This window comes from Shinella lacus, from assembly GCF_010994755.1.
Classification (GTDB): Bacteria; Pseudomonadota; Alphaproteobacteria; order Rhizobiales; family Rhizobiaceae; genus Shinella; species Shinella lacus.
The window spans coordinates 245,027-264,640 of the sequence record NZ_WHSB02000005.1; the positions used below are offsets into that span (position 1 = coordinate 245,027).

The 19,614-nt window shown below is 64.1% G+C and carries 22 protein-coding genes; 11 read left to right on the forward strand and 11 right to left on the reverse strand.

Features of this window, described 5'->3' with window-relative positions:
* Positions 1 to 42 precede the first annotated feature (42 nt).
* From olsB to GB927_RS15610, 5 genes are all read right to left on the reverse strand, one after another.
* Entirely contained in the window at positions 43 to 921 is an 879-nt protein-coding gene (gene olsB, locus GB927_RS15590; protein WP_256118085.1) for a l-ornithine N(alpha)-acyltransferase, read from the reverse strand.
* Positions 922 to 1,027: 106 nt separating this feature from the next.
* The gene (locus tag GB927_RS15595; RefSeq protein ID WP_256118086.1) at positions 1,028 to 3,313 is read right to left on the reverse strand and encodes a hybrid sensor histidine kinase/response regulator; all 2,286 of its coding nucleotides are present in this window, start codon (positions 3,311 to 3,313) and stop codon (positions 1,028 to 1,030) included.
* Positions 3,314 to 3,369: 56 nt separating this feature from the next.
* Positions 3,370 to 3,864 (reverse strand): signal peptidase II, encoded by a 495-nt coding sequence (gene lspA / locus GB927_RS15600; RefSeq protein WP_256118087.1) that lies wholly within the window; start codon positions 3,862 to 3,864, stop codon positions 3,370 to 3,372.
* On the reverse strand, positions 3,861 to 4,715 hold the full coding sequence (locus GB927_RS15605; protein ID WP_256118089.1) for a TrmH family RNA methyltransferase: 855 nt from the start codon (positions 4,713 to 4,715) through the stop codon (positions 3,861 to 3,863). Before GB927_RS15605 ends, lspA begins: the two co-directional genes overlap by 4 nt.
* A complete protein-coding gene (locus GB927_RS15610) occupies positions 4,712 to 5,857 on the reverse strand; it encodes a class I SAM-dependent methyltransferase (protein ID WP_439655498.1) in 1,146 nt (381 codons plus the stop codon). The genes GB927_RS15605 and GB927_RS15610 overlap by 4 nt, the downstream gene beginning before the upstream one ends.
* Positions 5,858 to 5,914: 57 nt before the next feature.
* On the opposite strand from GB927_RS15610, the gene GB927_RS15615 reads away from it, so the two are divergent.
* On the forward strand, positions 5,915 to 6,364 hold the full coding sequence (locus GB927_RS15615) for an SRPBCC family protein (RefSeq protein WP_256118090.1): 450 nt from the start codon (positions 5,915 to 5,917) through the stop codon (positions 6,362 to 6,364).
* A gap of 3 nt (positions 6,365 to 6,367) precedes the next feature.
* On the opposite strand, the gene GB927_RS15620 is transcribed toward GB927_RS15615, so the two are convergent.
* The 3 genes from GB927_RS15620 to sppA all read right to left on the reverse strand — a co-directional run bounded on the left by GB927_RS15620 (position 6,368) and on the right by sppA (position 8,081).
* A complete protein-coding gene (locus GB927_RS15620) occupies positions 6,368 to 6,700 on the reverse strand; it encodes a DUF1049 domain-containing protein (RefSeq protein WP_256118092.1) in 333 nt (110 codons plus the stop codon).
* A 103-nt stretch (positions 6,701 to 6,803) separates the two neighbouring features.
* Positions 6,804 to 7,121: an integration host factor subunit beta gene (locus GB927_RS15625; protein WP_160858077.1), complete on the reverse strand. Its 318-nt coding sequence runs from the start codon at positions 7,119 to 7,121 to the stop codon at positions 6,804 to 6,806.
* Between the two features lie 9 nt (positions 7,122 to 7,130).
* Positions 7,131 to 8,081, reverse strand: coding sequence for a signal peptide peptidase SppA (sppA, locus tag GB927_RS15630; RefSeq protein WP_256118093.1), 951 nt, complete (start codon positions 8,079 to 8,081; stop codon positions 7,131 to 7,133).
* 210 nt (positions 8,082 to 8,291) lie between these two features.
* Here sppA and lptC point away from each other — a divergent pair, with 210 nt between their 5' ends.
* From lptC to ptsN, 6 genes are all read left to right on the forward strand, one after another.
* Entirely contained in the window at positions 8,292 to 8,960 is a 669-nt protein-coding gene (gene lptC / locus GB927_RS15635) for an LPS export ABC transporter periplasmic protein LptC (protein ID WP_256118094.1), read from the forward strand.
* A 7-nt stretch (positions 8,961 to 8,967) separates the two neighbouring features.
* Positions 8,968 to 9,531, forward strand: coding sequence for an LptA/OstA family protein (locus GB927_RS15640; protein ID WP_256118095.1), 564 nt, complete (start codon positions 8,968 to 8,970; stop codon positions 9,529 to 9,531).
* Between the two features lie 26 nt (positions 9,532 to 9,557).
* Positions 9,558 to 10,355, forward strand: a complete 798-nt coding sequence (gene lptB / locus GB927_RS15645; RefSeq protein WP_439615074.1) for an LPS export ABC transporter ATP-binding protein — start codon at positions 9,558 to 9,560, stop codon at positions 10,353 to 10,355.
* A 109-nt stretch (positions 10,356 to 10,464) separates the two neighbouring features.
* On the forward strand, positions 10,465 to 12,024 hold the full coding sequence (rpoN, locus tag GB927_RS15650; protein WP_256118096.1) for an RNA polymerase factor sigma-54: 1,560 nt from the start codon (positions 10,465 to 10,467) through the stop codon (positions 12,022 to 12,024).
* 249 nt (positions 12,025 to 12,273) lie between these two features.
* Entirely contained in the window at positions 12,274 to 12,849 is a 576-nt protein-coding gene (gene hpf / locus GB927_RS15655; RefSeq protein ID WP_069060208.1) for a ribosome hibernation-promoting factor, HPF/YfiA family, read from the forward strand.
* A gap of 74 nt (positions 12,850 to 12,923) precedes the next feature.
* The gene (gene ptsN / locus GB927_RS15660) at positions 12,924 to 13,388 is read left to right on the forward strand and encodes a PTS IIA-like nitrogen regulatory protein PtsN (RefSeq protein WP_256118098.1); all 465 of its coding nucleotides are present in this window, start codon (positions 12,924 to 12,926) and stop codon (positions 13,386 to 13,388) included.
* 76 nt (positions 13,389 to 13,464) lie between these two features.
* Here the strand turns inward: ptsN and grpE are convergent, their stop codons facing one another.
* Both grpE and hrcA read right to left on the reverse strand, forming a co-directional pair.
* Positions 13,465 to 14,088 (reverse strand): nucleotide exchange factor GrpE, encoded by a 624-nt coding sequence (gene grpE / locus GB927_RS15665; protein ID WP_256118099.1) that lies wholly within the window; start codon positions 14,086 to 14,088, stop codon positions 13,465 to 13,467.
* Between the two features lie 144 nt (positions 14,089 to 14,232).
* Entirely contained in the window at positions 14,233 to 15,309 is a 1,077-nt protein-coding gene (gene hrcA / locus GB927_RS15670; RefSeq protein ID WP_256118100.1) for a heat-inducible transcriptional repressor HrcA, read from the reverse strand.
* A 157-nt stretch (positions 15,310 to 15,466) separates the two neighbouring features.
* Here hrcA and rph point away from each other — a divergent pair, with 157 nt between their 5' ends.
* Genes rph through hemW form a run of 4 tightly spaced genes read left to right on the forward strand, consistent with a single transcriptional unit; the run spans position 15,467 to position 18,465 of the window.
* A complete protein-coding gene (rph, locus tag GB927_RS15675) occupies positions 15,467 to 16,183 on the forward strand; it encodes a ribonuclease PH (protein ID WP_256118101.1) in 717 nt (238 codons plus the stop codon).
* Positions 16,184 to 16,196: 13 nt separating this feature from the next.
* Positions 16,197 to 16,613, forward strand: coding sequence for a VOC family protein (locus tag GB927_RS15680; protein WP_256118102.1), 417 nt, complete (start codon positions 16,197 to 16,199; stop codon positions 16,611 to 16,613).
* Positions 16,614 to 16,620: 7 nt separating this feature from the next.
* Positions 16,621 to 17,265, forward strand: coding sequence for an RdgB/HAM1 family non-canonical purine NTP pyrophosphatase (rdgB, locus tag GB927_RS15685; protein ID WP_256118103.1), 645 nt, complete (start codon positions 16,621 to 16,623; stop codon positions 17,263 to 17,265).
* Between the two features lie 6 nt (positions 17,266 to 17,271).
* A complete protein-coding gene (gene hemW / locus GB927_RS15690; RefSeq protein WP_256118104.1) occupies positions 17,272 to 18,465 on the forward strand; it encodes a radical SAM family heme chaperone HemW in 1,194 nt (397 codons plus the stop codon).
* Between the two features lie 102 nt (positions 18,466 to 18,567).
* Here the strand turns inward: hemW and GB927_RS15695 are convergent, their stop codons facing one another.
* Entirely contained in the window at positions 18,568 to 19,509 is a 942-nt protein-coding gene (locus tag GB927_RS15695) for a DMT family transporter (protein ID WP_256118105.1), read from the reverse strand.
* Between the last annotated feature and the right edge of the window lie 105 nt (positions 19,510 to 19,614).

The window sequence follows — 19,614 nt, forward strand, 5'->3', positions numbered from 1 at the left end:
ATACTGATCTTCATCGAAATAGGTTTGAGCTTCGCGGATTGCTTAGCTGGCAAAACGTCCGGCATCCGCACCGTAATAATTGAGGTAGCGGCCGGAAATCTTGCCGATCGGCAGCACGATCAGCACGTCCGTCGTGTTGAAGCCGTGGTCGACGACGGCGCCCTCACCGACCGTTGCACCAAGGCGGAGGTAGCCCTTGACCAGCGGCGGCATGGCGGACAGCGCGCGGCGCGCATCGATGCCTTCCGACGGCATCAGGTCCATGGTGCGGAACAGTTCCGGCCGGGCCAACACGCTCCACTCCTCCTTCGCCAGCACATTGTGGTGCAGGAAGGAGAGCGCCAGCGCATGTTCCTCCGGCACCGTGCCGTGGAACGAGGCGCAGCCGAACATCACGTCGATGCGATGTCTCAGCGAATAGGCCCAGTTGCCCTGCCAGAGCAGCTCCACCGTACGCTTGGTGCGGTAGGCGGGCAGCACGCAGGAGCGACCGAGCTCCATGAAGCGTTTACCGGGATGACGCGCGATCAGCGAATCGACGTCGAATTCCGACTGGGAATAGAAGCCGCCCGAAACCGCCGCCACATCCTGGCGCAGCAAGCGGTAGGTGCCGACGATCTGCTCTTCCGCGTCACCCTCGATCGAGGTGTCGAGCACGAGGAGGTGGTCGCAGACCATGTCCCAGGCATCGATGTCGCGCTTGCGGCGCACGGCATCCGGCGAGAGCTTGGCGTTCATCTCTTCCGCGAAGACCCGGTAGCGCACGGCCTGCGCCGCGTCGATTTCGGTGACCGAGCGGGCGATGCGCGTCTCGAGATTGCCGATGCGGCCGAGCACGTCCGTTCCCGACCGTCCCGCGACTGTAACGGTCTTCTGCGGGATCTCTGCCGGGGTGATGGTCTGGGCGAGGTCGAGCGTCATGGCAGTGTATCCGTTGGCGAAACTTCTGGGTTTTAACCACGATTCTGCAACAGGATAATGACGCAAGGCCCGCTTGAACAGATACCCCGGCCGCGGCAAGGTGACGTCATATCGCGGCGCGACGGGCGAGCCGGGCAATTTCGGCAATCAGAACAACGGGATCGGCGGGTTTCGCCAGAACCGCGTCGGCGCCGACCGAAAGCAGCTCCTCGCGCAGGCCGGCGCGGCTGTCGGCCGTCAGCACGACGACCGGCAGGCGGGCATTGCCATAGTCGCGCTGGACGATTCGCGCGATCATCTCCCGGCCGTCGCCGCCGGGCATGCCGAGGTCGGTGACCAGGAGGTCGGCCGCGAACGGTCCGGCATCCGTGGCGCCGGCAAGTGCGGAAACGAGGCTCGGATAATCGTGCACATGGCGCACCGTATGGCCCGCGCGCTCCAGCACGGAACGCACCAGCATGGCGTTCACCGGGTCGTCTTCGGCCAGCAGGATGCGCGCACCCGTCGCGGCGGCCGGTGTCGGCTCGGCGGCCGGCTGCGGCGGTTCCTTCAGGATCGGGCGGTTGTCGTTGATCGCGTCGCGCACTTCGATGCCCTTCATGCGGCCGCGCAGCACCTCGACCAGCGAGCGTTCGCGCAGCGGCCGGATGAGCCAGGAATCATAGCCTTCGCCATTGCCGATCGCCCTGCCGCTGCGCTCTTCCGGATTGACGAGATAGATGCGGCGCGCGCGGCTGTCGCGGAAATAGTTGAGATCGGCAAGTTCGCGGCGGAAGATGCCGGCAAGACGATTGTCGACGATGATGTCGGTGAGCTCCGCCCTGCGGCCGGCAAGCCCCTGCGCGAGATCGAGCGCTTCGTCGACGGAGGTGGCGAGATGGCAGGCGCCGCCCAGGGCATCGATGGTGCGCACCAGCGCCTTGGCGGCCGGGCCAGCCGGCGCCAGCAGGAAGACGAGGCTACCCTTCAAGACACCCTTGCGCGAGCCGCCATTGCCCGCCGTCTTGCGCGGATCGGCCGGCATGCGAATGGTGAAGGTGCTGCCCTTGCCCTGCGTGCTTTCGAGCGTCAGCCCGCCGCCGGCCTCGTTGAGGATGCGGGCGGAAATGGCAAGGCCGAGACCGGTGCCGCCGCTGCGCTGCGCAGCACTGCCGGTCTGTTCGAATTCCTGGAAGATGCGCGCCTGCTCCTCGGCATTCATGCCGGGGCCGCTATCGGTGACGCGGATCACTATGACGCCACGATCCATCGTGGTTTCGAGCGACACGCCGCCCGTATGGGTAAATTTCACAGCATTGCCGACGACATTATAGAGCACCTGGCGCAGGCGGGGCGCATCGTAGAGCATCAGGCCCGGCACCTCCGGCGAAACGAAGGAGCCGATCTCGATGCCCTTCTCATGGGCGCGCGGCGAGAGCATTTCCACGACGCTTTCCAGCATCGGCCGTACCGGCTCCTCCGACGGGCGCAGCTGAAAGCGGCCGGCCTCGATGGTCGAGAAATCGAGCAGGTCGTCGACGAGCTGCACCAGCGCATGCCCGGACTGGCGCATGCCGGAGAGATAGTTCTTCTGCTCGGCCGTCAGCCGCGTCTGGCCGATCAGGTGCGACATGCCGAGGATGCCGGAGAGCGGCGTGCGGATTTCGTGGCTGACGGTGGCGAGCAGGCGCGACTTCGCGGCGCTTGCTTCTTCCGCACGCAGCCGGGCGCGTTCGCGCTCGCCTTCGGCGCGGCGCTCTTCCGTCACGTCGCGGGCGATGGAATGCACCACCAGCTCGCCGGAGGCCGGATCACGGACAGTGACGTCGTGCCAGGAATAGATGCGCTTGCCCGCCGGGCGTTCCACATCGACATCGTAGCGGTGCGCCATGGCCTGCGAGCGGAAGGTGAGGCCGAGCGCCTCGCAGGTCCGGCCTTCGACATCGGCGACGCCGGTCAGTTCGCCGAGCACGGCATTGGCGCGCAGGATGCGGCCGTCAAGCGAGCGCATCACGACGATGTCGCCGAGCACGTCATGGATGGCGGACAGGATTTCGGAGGTTTCGCTGCGCTCCCAGCTGCGGTCGCGATCGGCCTCGATGCCGGGGGCCGGTTGGCGCGTCCAGAGGAGGAAGGCGGCACCGGCAAGGCCCGCAAGGCCGAGACCGATGGCGGCGATGTAGAAGCCGGCCGTCATCCCGGTCGCCAGCACAAGCGCGCCCAGAAGCAGGCCGACGCCGCCGATCACGCTTCGGATCATCGCGTGGTTTTCCGGCTCGGCGCGCGGTGCGGGGGCCTCCTGGCGAAGGAGATCCTGCGCCGCGTCCCCATCAGAACGGACGTCGGCGGACCGGCGCGGTGCATCGGCAAATTCGGCCTTGAGCCGATCTTGTAGCTTGACGGGTTCGCTCATGAGGAACCGCTTACCACATGGACCGTTCAAATCGGCTTCAGCAAGTCATTCGAATTTTAACGTTTCGCCCGGCGCAGCAGCAGGAGCTCGTCGAGGATGACCAGGGCGGCGCCGATGGTGATGAAGCTGTCGGCCAGGTTGAACACCGCGAAGGACCAAGTCTCCGTGTAGAACAGGACATAGTCGATCACATAGCCGAAGAGCGCCCGGTCGATGAGGTTGCCGAAGGCGCCCGCGATGATGAAGGCGTAGCCGGCATGGGCGAAGCCGCGCGCCTTGGGCGTCTGGCGCCAGAGCCAGACGACGAAGCCGACGACGAAGAGCCGGAGCGTGACGATGAACCAGCCCTCCATGCCCGACAGCATAGAGAAGGCGACGCCGTAATTGTAGGTGCGATAGAGCGCCAGCATCGGCACGACATGCACCGCCTCCTGGAAGGGCAGCCAAGCCTCGACGGCGAATTTCACCGCCTGATCGAGCAGCAGCGCCAGCACGATGACGACGATTACCGGCACGGGCCGGGACATCAGCGGAATGCGTTCTTCATTCATGCGCGCGCATCCAGCGTCAGCAGATGACGGCGCGCCTCGAAGAGCATGATGCCGGTGGCAATGGCGAGATTGAGCGAATCGGCGCGGCCGGCCTGCGGGATGCGGGCAAGCGCATCGGCCTCGCGGGCGAGTTCTTCCGGCAGGCCGGACTGCTCGTTGCCCATCAGGAGCACGACGGGTTTCTTCTTGTATTCGATGGTGCGGTAATCGACCGCGCCGGCGAGATGGGTCGCGACGACCTGAACGCCGGCCGTCTTCTTCCAAGCGAGGAAATCGGAGGGGCTCGCTTTCACCAGCGGCACGGCGAAGACCGAGCCCATGGTGGCGCGCACGGTTTCCATCGAGAAGGGATCGGTGCTCTCGCCGACGAGGATGACGCCGCTGGCGCCGGCCGCATCCGCCGTGCGGATGATCGTGCCGAGATTGCCGGGGTCGCGCACCCGGTCGAGCGCAACATAGGTTTCGCCGGTCTGAGGCCTGAGGTCGCGGAGGTTCGTCCAGCGCTGGGTGAAGATGCCGACGACCATCTGCGGATTGTCGCGCCGGGTGATCGAGGACAGCACCTTTTCGCTGACTTCAAGCACCAGCCCGCCGCGCGCCACGGTCTTCGTCGCGCACTGCACGACCTGCGGCTTGTCCTTGACGTTCTTGGCATAGACCAGCGCCTTGATCTCGAAGCCGAGTTCCAGCGCGTCGATGACGAGCTTCAGGCCTTCCGCCATGAAGCTCCGCGTCTCGTCGCGGTCCTTCTTGTTGGCGAGCGCCTTGATGTCCTTGATGATCGGGTTTGCGAGGCTCGTGACCTCCTTCACCTGCCCGACGCGGCGTGTTCCGTGCTGTTCGTGGCTCATGCGCTGATCCATCGGCTGAAAAGGGAGGTGGAGAGCGCGCGGCCGGTGTCCTTGCCGTCGATGCCGCTCTCGCGGATGACGAGTTCGCCGGATTCCACCGTGCCGCCGGCGCCGCGCATCGTCTCGCGCATCAGCTCGTGGATGGAATAGAAACTCGCGCGGATCGAATAGGCGGTCAGGACGAGACCGATCGCCTTGGGCGACAGGATTTCGCGGCAGACATCGAGCATCAGCGGCAGGTGGTCGAAGAGATGCCAGACCTCGCCGTTCGGGCCGCGGCCGAATTTCGGCGGATCCGTCAGGATGATGTCGTATTTGCTGCCGCGGCGTTCCTCGCGCTGGATGAACTTCATCGCGTCTTCGCAGATCCAGCGGATCGGCAGCTTTTCCATGCGCCCGAGCGCCTGGTTTTCACGGCCCCAGCCGATCGCCTTCTTCGACGCATCGACATGGGTGACTTCCGCACCCGCGGCGGCGGCAATCAGCGAGGCGACGCCGGTATAGCCGAACAGGTTCAGCACCTTGACCGGGCGACCGGCCGTCTCGACCTTCTCCCTCATCCAGCTCCAGTGGGCGAGCTGTTCCGGAAAGACGCCGACATGGCGGAAGGCGGTGAAGCGGCCGTGGAAATCGACATCGAGCAGCTTCATCGGCCAGGTCTCGCCGAGCGCTGCCTTGGGGAACCTCCAGCGACCCATGCCGTCCTCTTCCGTATCGCCGGTGAAGAGGGCGTCGGCCTTGTCCCACACGCTGTCGGGGAGGCTGCGCTGCCAGAGCGCCTGCGCTTCCGGGCGCACGATGCGGTAGGGGCCGTATTGTTCGAGCTTCTCGCCGGCACCGCTGTCGATCAGGCGGTACTGGTCGGAGCCCGCGGTCTCCAGGATGACGGGCAGGCGCTCGGCCGGCTTCTCGCCCTCGCGGCGCATCAGCGGGCGGGCGGGCGCTTCCGGTGCCGGGCGCGGCTCCTTCTTCGGGGCCGGAGCCTTCACGGCCGGAGCCCTTTGCGCCTGCGCCTTAACGGGCGCGGCGGAGCCGATCTTCGGCCGGCGGTGTCTGTCCTTCACGATGGATCGTCCGTCGTCGGTTGAATACTTGCCGGCAGCGCCGGAAAACGAGCGGTCCCCATACCATCCCTCCCCCACTTGGCAAAGCGCTTTCCGATCTGCGATAAGTTGGAACTATTCCAGGGAGGATCGATCATGGACATGTCCGGCGAAGAACGCATTGCGGCCCCGCGCGACGCCGTCTGGGCGGCGCTGAACGATCCGGAAATCCTGAAGGCCTGCATTCCGGGCTGTCAGTCGCTCACCATGAAATCGCCGACCGAGCTGGAAGCGACCGTCAAGATCAAGATCGGCCCGGTCTCGGCAACCTTCAGCGGCGAAGTGACGCTTTCCAACCTCAACCCGCCGATGGGCTATACGATCTCCGGCGAGGGCAAGGGCGGCATTGCGGGTTTTGCCAAGGGCGGCGCCGACGTGCGGCTCATCGAAGACGGCGACGGCACGATCCTCGCCTATGACGTCAAGGCGCAGATCGGCGGCAAGCTGGCCCAGCTCGGCTCGCGGCTCATCGATTCGACGTCGAAGAAGCTTGCGACGCAGTTCTTCGCCGATCTCGGCGAGAAGCTGAACGGCGCCGCAGCCTAAGAGTTATTTCCCGGAAACCGGCACCACGGCCTGTGCGGCGATCGCCTTGTGCTTTTCCGCCTCGCTGTGCCACTTCACGGCTTCGCTCGCCTCGATGCGGGCGCGCTTGCGGTATTTGCCCTGGGTGAACCAGGTGGCGAACGAGCCGATCACCAGGCCCAGGATCACCGCGAGGAAGAGGTAGACGAAGAACGGCGCGGTGACGGAGAGCACGCTGTCCTCGGGCCGGAACGGATTGAGCGCCAGCGTCACCGCTTGCCGGTTCGCCACCGACAGCACGATCAGCACGATGGCGATCGGGATGAGGACGAGGATGTTGACTACTCTCTTGATCATGGCATCACCTGCTTTGGCGCGCGGCGCCGATCAGGCGCCTGCGCTTTAGAGTGTTTCCGCAATTCCTGAGGCAAAATCGCGGCACTCTTTTGCTGGACTTGCTTTAATCGTCCTGGTCGGCTTGGCCGGGATTAAGACGCTCGCGCAGCTCCTTGCCGGTCTTGAAGAAGGGAACCCACTTCTCCTCGACGAAGACCGCGTCGCCCGTGCGCGGGTTGCGCCCCGAACGCGAGGGGCGGTTCTTGACGGAGAAGGCGCCGAAGCCGCGCAGCTCCACCCGGTTTCCGCCGGCCAGCGCATCGGTGATCTCATCGAGCACCGCGTTGACGATGTTCTCGACATCACGGTGGTAGAGGTGGGGATTGCGCGCGGCGACAATCTGAACCAATTCCGACTTGATCACTGTGTCCCCCTCAAAAATTCTTGTTTTTCAATCACGATCAACCTGCCAAACCGAAACAAGACCGTCAAGAAACAACTTTTCGCCGGTCAGCTTTTCGATCGTCGGTTGAAGATCGAGCGGCAGGCCGAAGACGGAACGTGCAAAATCGCGGGCACTGCTGCCGATCCACGAAATCCCCGAGCGCTTCACCGCCTCGTAGTCGACGAAGGGCAGATCGGCGGGCACCTTGCGCTCGTCGAGATAGGCGCGAATCTCCTCCGGACCGCCGAGCTTGTCGACGAGTTTGGCGGCCAGCGCCTGCCGGCCGGTGAAGATGCTGCCGTCGGCAAGGCGCAGCACGTCGGCGCGCGGCAGCTTGCGGCGCTCGACGACGAGGTCGACGAACCAGTCGTAGCTGTCCATCACCATGGCGCGGATCATCGTCTTCGCCTCTTCGCTGGCCGGGTGGAACGGCGAGGGCTCGGCCTTCAGCGGCGCGGATTTGATTTCCTCCAGCGAGACGCCGATCTTGTCCATCAGCTCCTTCATCTGCGGATACTGGAAGAGCACACCGATCGAGCCGGTGATCGAACTTTCGCCGGCTATGATCGTGTCGCCGGCGGTCGCGATCATATAGCCGGCCGAGGCGGCAAGCGTGCGCACGTCCGAGACGACCGGCTTCTTTTCCGCCACCTTGCGCAGCGCCTTGAAGATGACCTCGCCGCCATAAGTGGTGCCGCCCGGCGACGAGATCGTCACGACGAGCGCCTTGGCCCGGTCGTTGCGGGCGATGCGGTCGAGGCGCTCCAGCAGCTCGGCATCGTCCTGGATGATGCCGGAAATGCTGACCCGCGCGATATGGTCGCGTGCGCCGCTGCCCGGCCAGCGCCAGGCGGCGGCCGCAAGGATGACGGCAAGCGCGATCAGAACGGCGACGACCCGCCAGAAGGTGAGCTTGCGGCGCAGTTGCCGGCGGTCGGCGATGGCGGAGTGATCCATTCCCTGTCCTCGATGCTGGCGCCCCTAGACTTTCAGGTGGCTTGCCGAAGGCCCTATCGATATGGCATTCCAGAAGCAAATGGCAATTCGTCGCTGAACTTTCTTGGGCAGACATTGTTTGTTCAGGAATAATCGCCATATGGGGCCCGTTATCCGAGGGTCCCTCGTTTCGCAGCGAAGGCCATATCGGCAAGATATTTAGCAGGTACAATGCTGGACACCGTGGCAGAAGCACCGATGGGTGCACAGGGCACAGGCGTATCCGCCGCGGCTTATCGCCTCGCGACGCGGCACTCCGCCCGTGTGCGCTTTCTGAAAGTCGCGCTGCCGGTCGCCGCCATCATCGTCGCCGTTGTCTTCGTCATCGTCTCGATCGTGCGCACTTATCTGCCCACCGAATTGCAGGTCGAAAGCGCCTCCATCGAAGACGGCAAGATCGTGATGCGCAATCCGGCAATCTCCGGGCGCAACAATGACGGCATCAGCTATTCGATGAAGGCCGAGCGGGCGCTGCAGGATATGAAGCAGCCGGACGTGCTGACATTGGAAAACATCAAGGCCAAGGTGCCGGTCAACGAGAGCACGATTGCCGAGGTCGTGGCCGCCACCGGCGTCTACGATCGGGGCAAGAACCTGCTCGATATGATCGCCCCCTTCACCATCAGCCTCAACACCGGCCTCGAAGCCGCCTTCCGCTCCGCCCATCTCGATATAGACGGCGGCAACATGTCGACGCAGGAGCCGGTTTCCATCCGCTCGCGCGAAGCATCCATTGTTGCGCAGTCGCTGAGAATGACGGATAAAGGCCGGATCGTCGTCTTCGAGGGCAAGGTCGTCGTCGACGTCGATCCTGCCGCCATCCGCAACCGAGAAAAGTAAGAGCGCCATGTTCGCCACTCTCTCCGCCCCGCTCCGGGCCGCCAGCATCTTCGTTCTTGCCACAGGCCTCACGCTGATCTCGGTTCCCGCGGGCGCCCAGCAGACGTCGAGCCGCATGAAGGGCATGCAGCTATCGAACGACCAGCCGATCCAGATCCAGAGCGACAAGCTTGAGATCCGCGACCAGGAGAACAAGGCCGAATTTTCCGGCAACGTGAAGGTCGTGCAGGGCACGACGACACTCCAGGCGGGCAAGATGATCGTTTACTACGCAGCCGGCGGACAGGGTTCCGTGGCGAGCGGCGATGCGGATATCGAGAAGATCGACGTTTCGGAAAAGGTCTATCTCAAGTCCGGCACGCAGGAAGCGACCGCCGATACCGGCACGTTCAACCTCGTCAACGAGACCCTGCTGCTGAAGGGCGAGAAGGTCGTGCTGTCGGAAGGCAAGAACGTCTTCGTTGGCTGCCAGTTGCTCGTCACCATGCGTACCGGCGAGGCCAAGCTCGATGCCTGCGGCGGCCGCGTCATGATCCAGCTCGACCCGAAGTCGCGCAAGACCACGAATTGAGATAGCGTTCCCAGGTGTCTTCCTCTTTGCTCACCCGCCTGACGCGCCGTCCCAAGAAGGCTGCGCAGGAGCCCCAGCGTACCGCCGATCTTTCGCGCTACGAAGGGACCCTCATTGCCCGCGGGTTGACCAAGACCTATCGCGACCGGCGCGTCGTCAACGGCGTGTCGCTCGTCGTGCGCCGCGGCGAGGCCGTCGGCCTGCTCGGCCCGAACGGTGCGGGCAAGACGACCTGTTTCTACATGATCACCGGCCTCGTGCCTGTCGACGAAGGCTCGATCGAGATCAACGGCAACGACGTCACGACCATGCCGATGTATCGCCGCGCCCGCCTCGGCGTCGGCTACCTGCCGCAGGAAGCCTCGATCTTTCGTGGGCTAACGGTCGAGGAGAACATCCGCGCCGTGCTCGAAGTGCACGACAAGGACAAGGCGCAGCGCGAGAAGAAACTCGACAGCCTGCTTGCCGAATTCTCGATCTCGCATCTGAGAAAAGCGCCGGCCATCTCGCTGTCCGGCGGTGAACGCCGCCGCCTCGAAATTGCCCGCGCGCTCGCCACGGACCCGACCTTCATGCTGCTCGACGAACCCTTTGCCGGTGTCGATCCCATCTCGGTCGCCGACATCCAGGCGCTGGTGCGCCATCTCACCTCGCGCGGCATCGGCGTTCTCATCACCGACCACAATGTGCGCGAGACGCTCGGCCTCATCGACCGGGCCTATATCATCCATGCCGGCGAAGTGCTGACGCATGGCCGGGCGAACGATATCGTCGCCAATCCGGATGTGCGCCGCCTCTATCTCGGCGACAATTTCAGCCTCTGACGCATAAAGCGCGGCTGGCGCTTGACCAAACTCCTCAAAAAAGCAATTTTTGGGCCAGTTGGAATTTGCACCCGTCCTGGACGGGTTTCCCGGGGAGTAGAGCGTCCGCATGGCACTCGCAGCCAGCCTTTTCCTGCGCCAAAGCCAGTCGCTGGTGATGACACCGCAGCTGATGCAGTCGATCCAGCTGTTGCAGATGACGCATCTGGAGCTGAACCAGTTCATCGAGCAGGAGTTGGAGAAAAATCCGCTGCTCGAAGTGGTTTCCGGCGACGAGGGCGCGCGCGACGACGAGCGCGGCGCCGATGCCTATTCCTTGCCCAACGAGGACCGCACGCGTGCCGAAGATGTGGGCGGCGAGGAGGGCTTTCAGCCCGACCTCTACGATTCCGCCACGGCGAGTGCGGGAAGCGCGTCCGACACGAGCGACGCCGGCCTCGACAACATGTTTCCCGACGATGCCGGGCCACGCGCGGCGGATGCGCCGGAACTCCTCGGCCAGTGGAAATCCATGCCCGGCAGCGAGGGCGGCGAAGGTTATGACCTCGACGATTTCGTGGCGGGCCGCGAGACGCTGCGCGACGTTCTTGGCGCGCAGATCCCCTTCCTGCTTGCCGATCCGATCGATCGGCTGGTCGCCCAGCATCTCGTCGACCAGCTCGACGAAGCCGGCTATCTGCAAGGCAGCACCGCCGAGACGGCGCTCAGGCTCGGCAAGCCCGTCGCCGAGGTCGACCGGGTGCTCTACAGGCTCCAGGAGCTCGATCCGCCCGGCGTCTTCGCCCGCTCGCTCAGCGAATGCCTCGCCATCCAGCTGCGCGCGCGCGACCGGTTCGATCCGGCCATGGCGACGCTGATCGACAATCTCGAACTTCTCGCCCGGCGCGACTTCGCGACGCTGAAGAAGCTGTGCGGCGTCAACGAGGAAGACCTGCTCGACATGCTGGCGGAGATCCGCAAGCTCGACCCGAAGCCCGGCACGCGCTACGAGACGAGCGCCTCGGAGGCCGTGGTGCCGGATATCGTCGTGCGCGCAGCACCTGACGGCACCTGGCATGTCGAACTCAACGCCGACACCCTGCCACGCGTGCTCGTCAACCGGGAATATTACGCCGCCGTCTCGAGCCGCACGAGCCGCGACAGCGAGGACCAGGGTTTCCTCAACGAATGCCTGCAGACCGCCAACTGGCTGACGCGCAGCCTCGACCAGCGCGCCCGCACCATCATGAAGGTGGCGACCGAGATCGTGCGCCAGCAGGATGCCTTCCTGATGCACGGCGTCGACCACCTGCGGCCGTTGAACCTGAAGACGATCGCTGAAGCCATCAAGATGCACGAATCGACGGTGAGCCGCGTCACCTCCAACAAGTTCATGCTGACGCCGCGCGGCCTGTTCGAGCTCAAATATTTCTTCACCGTGTCGATCGGCTCGGCCGAGGGCGGCGATTCGCATTCGGCCGAGAGCGTGCGCCACCGCATCCGCACGATGATCGCCCAGGAGCAGCCGGATGCCGTGCTGTCGGACGACGACATCGTCGACGTGCTGCGCAAGGGCGGCGTCGATCTTGCCCGCCGCACGGTCGCGAAATATCGCGAGGCGATGAACATCCCCTCCTCCGTGCAGCGCCGGCGCGAAAAACGGGCGCATGCGAAAGCGGCCGCGTCCTGAAACAAAGCCGGGAGAACCGGCGTTTGAGGACATGAGAAGTTAAGAATGCCTGAATCCGCCAATTGACTTCGCAGCTGGAACGGGCTAATGCGCGGCCCAATTCTGAAGAGAAGAAGGCCGGAATTCCAGACATATCCCCACTTTTCTGCCGTATGCGAGGCAAATTGCATCGCCTGCGTGAAACGCTTGGAACGTGGGTAAGGTTGGAATAGACTGTTGCGCGCAAATCACGAACGAGAGGAAACCTCCATGAGTGTGCGTGTATCCGGTAAACATATGGAAATCGGCGAAACTTTCCGTCAACGCATTGAAGACCAGGTCGGAGAGGCCGTAACCAAATATTTCGACGGAGGATATTCGAGCCAGGTCACCGTAGAGAAAGCGGGATCGCGGTACAGCGCCGACTGCAAGATCCACCTTGATACGGGAATGGCCTTGCAGGCGAATGGCGAAGCAAACGATCCCCTGGTGGCCTTCCAATCGGCTTCCGAACGGATCGAGAAACGCCTGCGCCGCTACAAGCGCAAACTCAAGGCACACCACAACGGCAATGGTCACGATGCCTTTGCAGAAGTGGCCTACACGGTGATGGATTCGGTCCCCGACGAAGAGGATGAACTTCCCGAGGACTACGCGCCGACCATCGTCGCGGAAAGCACGAAGAAACTGAGGACAATGTCCGTCGCAAGCGCCGTCATGGCGCTCGACATGACCGACGAACCGGTTCTTCTCTTCCGCAGCGCCGGATCGGAGCAGCTCAATATCGTCTACCGACGCAACGACGGAAATATTGGCTGGATCGATGCAGCCAATATCAAAGGCTGAGTGACGGGAGCGTGGTGCCGGAAAACGGCACCACGTTTCTTCAACCCCTTCACCCGCCTCACGAGGACAAAAGCATGGCATTGGCAGGTTTGCTGCAGCAAAGTGCGATTATTCCGGCGATGAAGGCCAATTCCAAGAAGCAGCTGCTTCAGGAACTGGCGACAAAAGCGGCAAAGATCACCGGGATTCCGGAGCGCGAGATCTTCGACGTCATTCTTCAGCGCGAGCGACTGGGCTCCACCGGCGTGGGCAATGGCATCGCCATCCCGCACGGCAAGCTGAAGGAGCTTTCGCAGATCACCGGCCTCTTCGCGAGGCTCGAGACCCCTGTGGACTTCGAGGCGTTGGACGACCAGCCGGTCGACCTCGTCTTCCTGCTTCTGGCCCCGGAAGGTGCCGGTGCGGACCATCTGAAGGCGCTGTCGCGCATCGCCCGCGTTCTGCGCGACCCGGCGATGGTGGCGAAGCTGCGCGCCTCCGACAGCGAGAGCGCCATCTACGCGTGCCTGAGCGAGGAACAGGCGTCGAACGCCGCCTGAACGATCGTCATCAATTCGCATAAAAAAACCGGCGGTTTTGCGACCGCCGGTTTTTCTTTTTTCCGAAAAAGGAAGATCAGGCCTGAGCGGCGCTGGTCTCGCCTGCAGGCGCCTTGGGGCCGCCCTTGGAGACGCCGACCATGGCGGGGCGCAGCACGCGCTCGCCGATGACGAAACCGGCCTGCACGACCTGCACGACCGTGTTGTTGGCAATCTCCGGGTTCGGCACCTCGAACATCGCCTGGTGGAAGTTCGGATCGAACTTCTCGCCGACCGGCTCGAGCTTGCGCACGCCGTGGCGTTCGAGGGCTGCAAGCATCGAGCGCTCGGTCATCTCGACGCCTTCCACCAGCGCCTTGAAGCCGGCATCGCCGCTTTCCAGCGCATCGGCCGGAATGGCGTCCAGCGCGCGGCGCAGGTTGTCGGACACGGCCAGCATGTCGCGCGCAAAGCCGGCGACGGAATAGGATTTTGCATCCTTCACGTCGCGCTCGGTGCGGCGGCGCAGGTTGTCCATCTCGGCGGCAAGGCGGAGATACCGGTCCCTGAGGTCGGCATTTTCCGTGCGCAGCACGTCCACCGGGTCCGGCTCCGCCGGGGCATCGGCCTCGATGGTCAGCTCTTCCAGGGCGGACGCTTCTGCGGTGACGTTGTCTTCTACCGCTTCGTCAGGTCCGTGTTTCTTGTTCTCGTCGGTCATGACGTACTCCGAATTGTATTTTGAGGTTTGCGCCCGATATCGAGCTTTGAGCCCGAAAAATCAAGGGCCGATGGCCGGATTGCCGGGGCAGATATGCCGCATGCCGTTCTCGCAAAACCGCTGCTCACTTTTGCGCGGCATGCTTTAACGCGAAAGCCGCGACATGAGCTGGGCCGTATAGTCCACCATCGGCACGATACGGGAATAGTTGAGCCGCGTCGGCCCGATGACGCCGACGGCGCCGACGATCTTTTCCTCGCTGTCGCGATAGGGCGCGACGATGAGCGAGGAGCCGGACAGCGAGAAGAGCTTGTTTTCCGAGCCGATGAAGATGCGTACGCCCGGGCCGGTCTCGGCCAGGTTGAGAAGCTCGATCAGGCCGTCCTTGCGCTCCAGGTCGTCGAACAGCATGCGCAGACGGTCGATATCCTCTGCGCCCGCAAGCCCTTCGAGCAGGTTCGCCCGGCCGCGCACGATGAGCCGCGTCGGCTTGCCCTCGTCGAAACCGCCGGACCAGACCATGAGGCCGCGCTCGACGAGATCCTGCGACAGCTTGTCGAGCTCGACGCTGATCTCGCCGCGCAGGCGCTCCAGCTGCGCGCGCGCCTCCAACAGCGTGTTGCCGGCGAGGTGGGCGTTGAGGAAATTGGCGGCCTCGGTGAGCTGCGAGCCGGTGACACCAGCCGGCAGCTCGATGATGCGGTTTTCCACCTGGTCGTGATCGCCGACGAGCACGACGAGCGCCTTGGTCGGCTCCAGCCGGATGAATTCGACATGCTTGAGCACGGCGTCGTTCTTGGTGGTGATGACGAGGCCCGCGCCGCGCGACATACCGGACAGCGCCTGGCTCGCCTCGTTCATCAGGGTCTCGACAGCCGAATGTTTCTGGCCGTGCGGGCGCACATGGCGCTCGATCGAAGCGCGATCCTCCGCCGAAATATTGCCCACCTGCATGAAGGCATCGACGAAGAAGCGCAGGCCGAGCTGCGTCGGCAGGCGCCCGGCGCTAATATGCGGCGAGTAGATGAGGCCGAGTTCTTCCAGGTCGCTCATCACATTGCGCACGGAGGCGGGCGAGAGCGACATCGGCAGGATGCGCGACAGGTTGCGCGAGCCAAGCGGCTCGCCGCTTTCCAGATAGCTTTCGACGATGCGACGGAAGATCTCACCCGAACGCTCGTCGAGCGCCGCCTGACTTTCAGGACCCGGAGATCTATTCAAAACCATCTTCTCGCTGCAAACCCTGTTATCCGACTGGAATATAGTGATTTCGCGGGTAAGCGCAAAACGGATTTTCCCTGGCGTCGCGGCATCGGCATTCCCTCGCCTGACGAACTGGTCTAAAGCACTTCCCACATATCTCAATGAGGAGTTCGCAATGCGGCCGTCCGGCAGAAAAACCGATCAGATGCGCAAGGTTTCCTTCGAGCGCAACATCTCCAAACATGCCGAAGGCTCCTGTCTCGTCAAGTTCGGCGACACGCATGTGCTCGTCACCGCCAGCCTGGAAGACAAGACGCCGCCGTGGCTGCGCAACAGCGGCAAGGGCTGGGTCACGGCCGAATACGGCATGCTGCCGCGCGCCACCGGCGACCGCATGCGCCGCGAAGCCGCCGCCGGCAAGCAGGGCGGCCGCACGCAGGAAATCCAGCGCCTCATCGGCCGGTCGCTGCGCGCCATCGTCGATCTCGAAGCGCTCGGCGAACGCCAGATCACCGTCGACTGCGACGTCATCCAGGCAGACGGCGGCACGCGCACCGCCTCCATCACCGGCGCCTTCATCGCGCTGCACGACTGCCTGAAGTGGATGGAAGCACGCAACATGATCAAGGTCGAGAAGGTCCTGAAGGACCATGTCGCCGCGATCTCCTGCGGCATCTTCGCCGCCCAGTCGGTGATCGACCTCGATTATCTCGAGGATTCCGCCGCCGAGACGGACGCCAACTTCGTCATGACCGGCTCCGGCGGCATCGTCGAGATCCAGGGCACCGCCGAGGGCAAGCCGTTCACCGAGGAGGAATTCTCCTCCCTGATGGTGCTCGCCCGCAACGGCATTGCCGAACTGGTCGAGATGCAGAAGCAGGCGATCGCCTGAGATAGGTTTGCCCATGGCCGCCGCGCTCGAAGGGATACTCGAAACCGCACTTTACGCGGACGACCTCGACGCGGCGGAAGCCTTTTACGGCGGCCTGCTGGGGCTGGAAAAGATCACGCGGCAGGCAAACCGCCACGTCTTCTTCCGCTGCGGCCCCGGCGTTCTGCTGATCTTCAATCCGCAGGAGACCGTCGTTCCGCCACCGCCCCATGCCTTTCCCGTGCCGGTGCACGGCGCGACGGGACCGGGCCATGTCTGCTTCCGCGTTCCCGGGCCGGAGCTTGATTTCTGGGTGGAAAAGCTCGTAGAAGCCGGCATCACCATCGAAGCGGATTTCTGTTGGCCGAACGGCGCCCGCTCCATCTATTTCCGCGACCCCGCCGGCAACAGCCTCGAATGTGCCGAGCCCGGCCTCTGGAACATCGCTTAGGACCCTTATGCGCAAGCTCGACACCAAGACGATCGTCGTCGCCAGCCACAATGCGGGAAAGATCCGCGAGATCGAGGACCTGATCGGCCCCTTCGGCTTCTCCGCCAAGTCGGCCGCCGAATTGAACTTCGAGGAGCCGGACGAGACCGGCACGACCTTTGAGGAGAACGCGACGATCAAGGCGCTCGCCTCGGCGAAGGCCTCCGGCCTGCCCGCCCTTTCGGATGATTCCGGCCTCGTCGTCGATGCGCTCGACGGCGCGCCCGGCGCCTACACGGCGAACTGGGCGGAGACGGCGAACGGCACGCGCGACTTCGCCATGGCCATGGAGAAGGTGGAGAAGGCGCTGGCCGAAAAGGGTGTGAGCGAGGCCAGGGATCGCACGGCACGTTTCGTCTCCGTGCTCTGCCTTGCCTGGCCGGACGGCCATACGGAACTCTTCCGCGGCGAGGTCGAAGGCCAGGTCGTCTGGCCACCGCGCGGGACGCAGGGTTTCGGCTATGACCCGGTCTTCCAGCCCGAGGGCTACGAGACGACCTTCGGCGAGATGAGCGCTGAGCAAAAACACGGCTGGAAGCCGGGTGACGCGGCAGCGCTGTCGCACCGCGCCCGCGCCTTCAAGATTTTCGTCGAAACCTGCCTGACGGCCTGAGGCGGGATGACGGCGGTGCCCCTCGACATCAGGCAGAGCTTTGGGCCGGACCTCGCCGAGCCCGGCTTCGGCATCTATGTGCACTGGCCGTTCTGTGCCGCCAAATGCCCCTATTGCGACTTCAACAGCCATGTGCGCCACCAGCCGGTCGACCAGCCGCGCTTCGTGCAGGCCTTTTTGACCGAAATGGCGACGATGCGCCGCCTCACCGGCTCGCGCACGGTCACCAGCATCTTCATGGGTGGCGGCACGCCCTCGCTGATGGCGCCGGAGACGGTCGACGCGATCCTCAACGGCATCGCCCGCCACTGGCATGTGCCTGATGGCATTGAGATCACCATGGAGGCCAATCCGTCGAGCGTCGAGGCCGAGCGTTTTCGCGGCTATCGGGCTGCCGGCGTCAACCGCGTCTCGCTTGGCGTGCAGGCGCTGAATGACCGGGACCTGAAATTCCTTGGCCGGCTGCATGACGTCGCCGATGCGCTGAAGGCGATCCGGCTGGCGCGAGACATCTTCCCGCGCATGTCCTTCGACCTCATCTATGCCCGCCCGAACCAGACGGTGGAGGAGTGGGACCGCGAGCTGAAGGAGGCCGTCTCCTACGCCGTCGATCATCTCTCGCTCTACCAGCTCACCATCGAGGAGGGCACGCCCTTCTACGGGTTGCACAAGGCCGGCAAGCTGGTGGTGCCGGATGGCGAACAGTCCGCCGTGCTCTACGAGGCGACGCAGGAGATCACCGAACGCGAGGGCATGCCGGCCTACGAGGTCTCCAACCATGCCCGCCCCGGCTCCGAAAGCCGCCACAACCTCACCTACTGGCGTTATGGCGACTATGTCGGCATCGGCCCCGGCGCCCATGGCCGCCTGACGACCGGCGGCTCGAAGATTGCGACCGCGACGGAACGGAAGCCGGAAAGCTGGCTGTCGCTTGTCGAGGCCGGGGGCCACGGCATGGTCGACCAGGAATTGCTGGAGCACGAGGCACAGTCGGACGAGCTGCTGCTGATGGGCCTGCGCCTGAAGGAGGGTGTCGACCTCGCCCGCTGGCAGAGCCTTTCCGGCCGCGACCTGGACCCGGACCGCGAACAGTTCCTCATCGAACACGGTTTCATCGAGCGCCTCGGCAATTCGCGGCTGCGCTGTACGCCTGCCGGCATGCTGATCCTCGACGCCGTCGTTGCCGATCTCGCCTGCTGATCAGAGCAATTCCAGCAAAAGTGCGCAGCGGTTTTGCGTCCGGAACTGCGTAAAAACAAAGAGCTAGAGCGTTTTCGCGATTCGAAGAGAAGCGGAAACGCTCTAGCTTCCGGCATCCGAGCCGAGCGGCCGGCGCTTTTCCATGAAGAACCGAAAGAGACGTCCGTCGATCGCCGCAAGGCCGACGGCGATCAACGCCATGCCGGCAAAGTGTTTCGGCGCCAGCATCTCGCCCAGCACCAGTGCGCCGAGCAGGATGGCGCTCACCGGGATCAGGAAGGTGACGAGCATCAGGTTCGTGGCGCCTGCCGTCGCAAGGATGCGGAAAAAGATGACATAGGCGAGTGCTGTCGCGAGGAAGGCGAGGCCGAACAGCGCCATCCAGGCTTCCGCCGAGGGCATGGCGAGCGTCCATGGCCGATCGACGATCAAGGCGACCGGCAGCATCAGAGCCGCAGACGTGGTGACCTGCCCGGCGGCCGGCAGCAGCGGCGGCAGGCCCATGCGGCGGAAGCGGCGGCCGAAAATGCCGGCGATCGAATAGGAGACGGCGCCGCCGAGCACGGCGAGCTGTGCCAGCACGTTGGTGCCGAGATCGGACAGCACCGAGGGGCCGATCATCAGGGCCACGCCCGCAAAACCCACCAGCACGCCGATGAGCCGGCTACCGGTCATCTTCTCGTCCTGCGTCAGCAGATGGGCGGCGATCACCGCGAAGAGCGGGGTCGTAGCATTGAGGATCGAGGCGAGGCCGCTCGCAATATGCGTCTGGCCCCAGACGATCAGCGAAAAGGGGATGATGTTGTTGAGCACGCCCATGCCGAGAAAGGCGAGCCAGACTTCACGGCTCTTCGGAACGGCATGGCCGGAGAGCCGCACGATCGTCCAGAGCGCTATTGCCGCGAGCGCCACGCGGAGCGCGACGATGGTGAGCGTCGGCAGCTCGCGCACGAGGATGCCGTTGAACAGGAACGAGCCGCCCCAGAGCAGCGACAGGGCGATGAGCAAAGCCCATTCGCGGGCGGACATTTGATGGCTAGCCATGGCGGCCTCCTACGGGATTTTTTCTAAACCGAACGATGGGACCGAGTGCAAGAACCCGGCAGTTGCGCTATCATTCCGGTTATTTCCCTCTGGTACAAACGATCA

Excerpts from the sequence above, each read along its gene's own strand:
- olsB (WP_256118085.1), bottom strand. The coding sequence starts at position 921 with ATGACGCTCGACCTCGCCCAGACCATCACCCCGGCAGAGATCCCGCAG.
- GB927_RS15595 (WP_256118086.1), bottom strand. The coding sequence starts at position 3,313 with ATGAGCGAACCCGTCAAGCTACAAGATCGGCTCAAGGCCGAATTTGCC.
- lspA (WP_256118087.1), bottom strand. The coding sequence starts at position 3,864 with ATGAATGAAGAACGCATTCCGCTGATGTCCCGGCCCGTGCCGGTAATC.
- GB927_RS15605 (WP_256118089.1), bottom strand. The coding sequence starts at position 4,715 with ATGAGCCACGAACAGCACGGAACACGCCGCGTCGGGCAGGTGAAGGAG.
- GB927_RS15615 (WP_256118090.1), top strand. The coding sequence starts at position 5,915 with ATGGACATGTCCGGCGAAGAACGCATTGCGGCCCCGCGCGACGCCGTC.
- GB927_RS15620 (WP_256118092.1), bottom strand. The coding sequence starts at position 6,700 with ATGATCAAGAGAGTAGTCAACATCCTCGTCCTCATCCCGATCGCCATC.
- sppA (WP_256118093.1), bottom strand. The coding sequence starts at position 8,081 with ATGGATCACTCCGCCATCGCCGACCGCCGGCAACTGCGCCGCAAGCTC.
- lptC (WP_256118094.1), top strand. The coding sequence starts at position 8,292 with ATGCTGGACACCGTGGCAGAAGCACCGATGGGTGCACAGGGCACAGGC.
- GB927_RS15640 (WP_256118095.1), top strand. The coding sequence starts at position 8,968 with ATGTTCGCCACTCTCTCCGCCCCGCTCCGGGCCGCCAGCATCTTCGTT.
- rpoN (WP_256118096.1), top strand. The coding sequence starts at position 10,465 with ATGGCACTCGCAGCCAGCCTTTTCCTGCGCCAAAGCCAGTCGCTGGTG.
- hpf (WP_069060208.1), top strand. The coding sequence starts at position 12,274 with ATGAGTGTGCGTGTATCCGGTAAACATATGGAAATCGGCGAAACTTTC.
- ptsN (WP_256118098.1), top strand. The coding sequence starts at position 12,924 with ATGGCATTGGCAGGTTTGCTGCAGCAAAGTGCGATTATTCCGGCGATG.
- grpE (WP_256118099.1), bottom strand. The coding sequence starts at position 14,088 with ATGACCGACGAGAACAAGAAACACGGACCTGACGAAGCGGTAGAAGAC.
- rph (WP_256118101.1), top strand. The coding sequence starts at position 15,467 with ATGCGGCCGTCCGGCAGAAAAACCGATCAGATGCGCAAGGTTTCCTTC.
- GB927_RS15680 (WP_256118102.1), top strand. The coding sequence starts at position 16,197 with ATGGCCGCCGCGCTCGAAGGGATACTCGAAACCGCACTTTACGCGGAC.
- rdgB (WP_256118103.1), top strand. The coding sequence starts at position 16,621 with ATGCGCAAGCTCGACACCAAGACGATCGTCGTCGCCAGCCACAATGCG.
- hemW (WP_256118104.1), top strand. The coding sequence starts at position 17,272 with ATGACGGCGGTGCCCCTCGACATCAGGCAGAGCTTTGGGCCGGACCTC.
- GB927_RS15695 (WP_256118105.1), bottom strand. The coding sequence starts at position 19,509 with ATGGCTAGCCATCAAATGTCCGCCCGCGAATGGGCTTTGCTCATCGCC.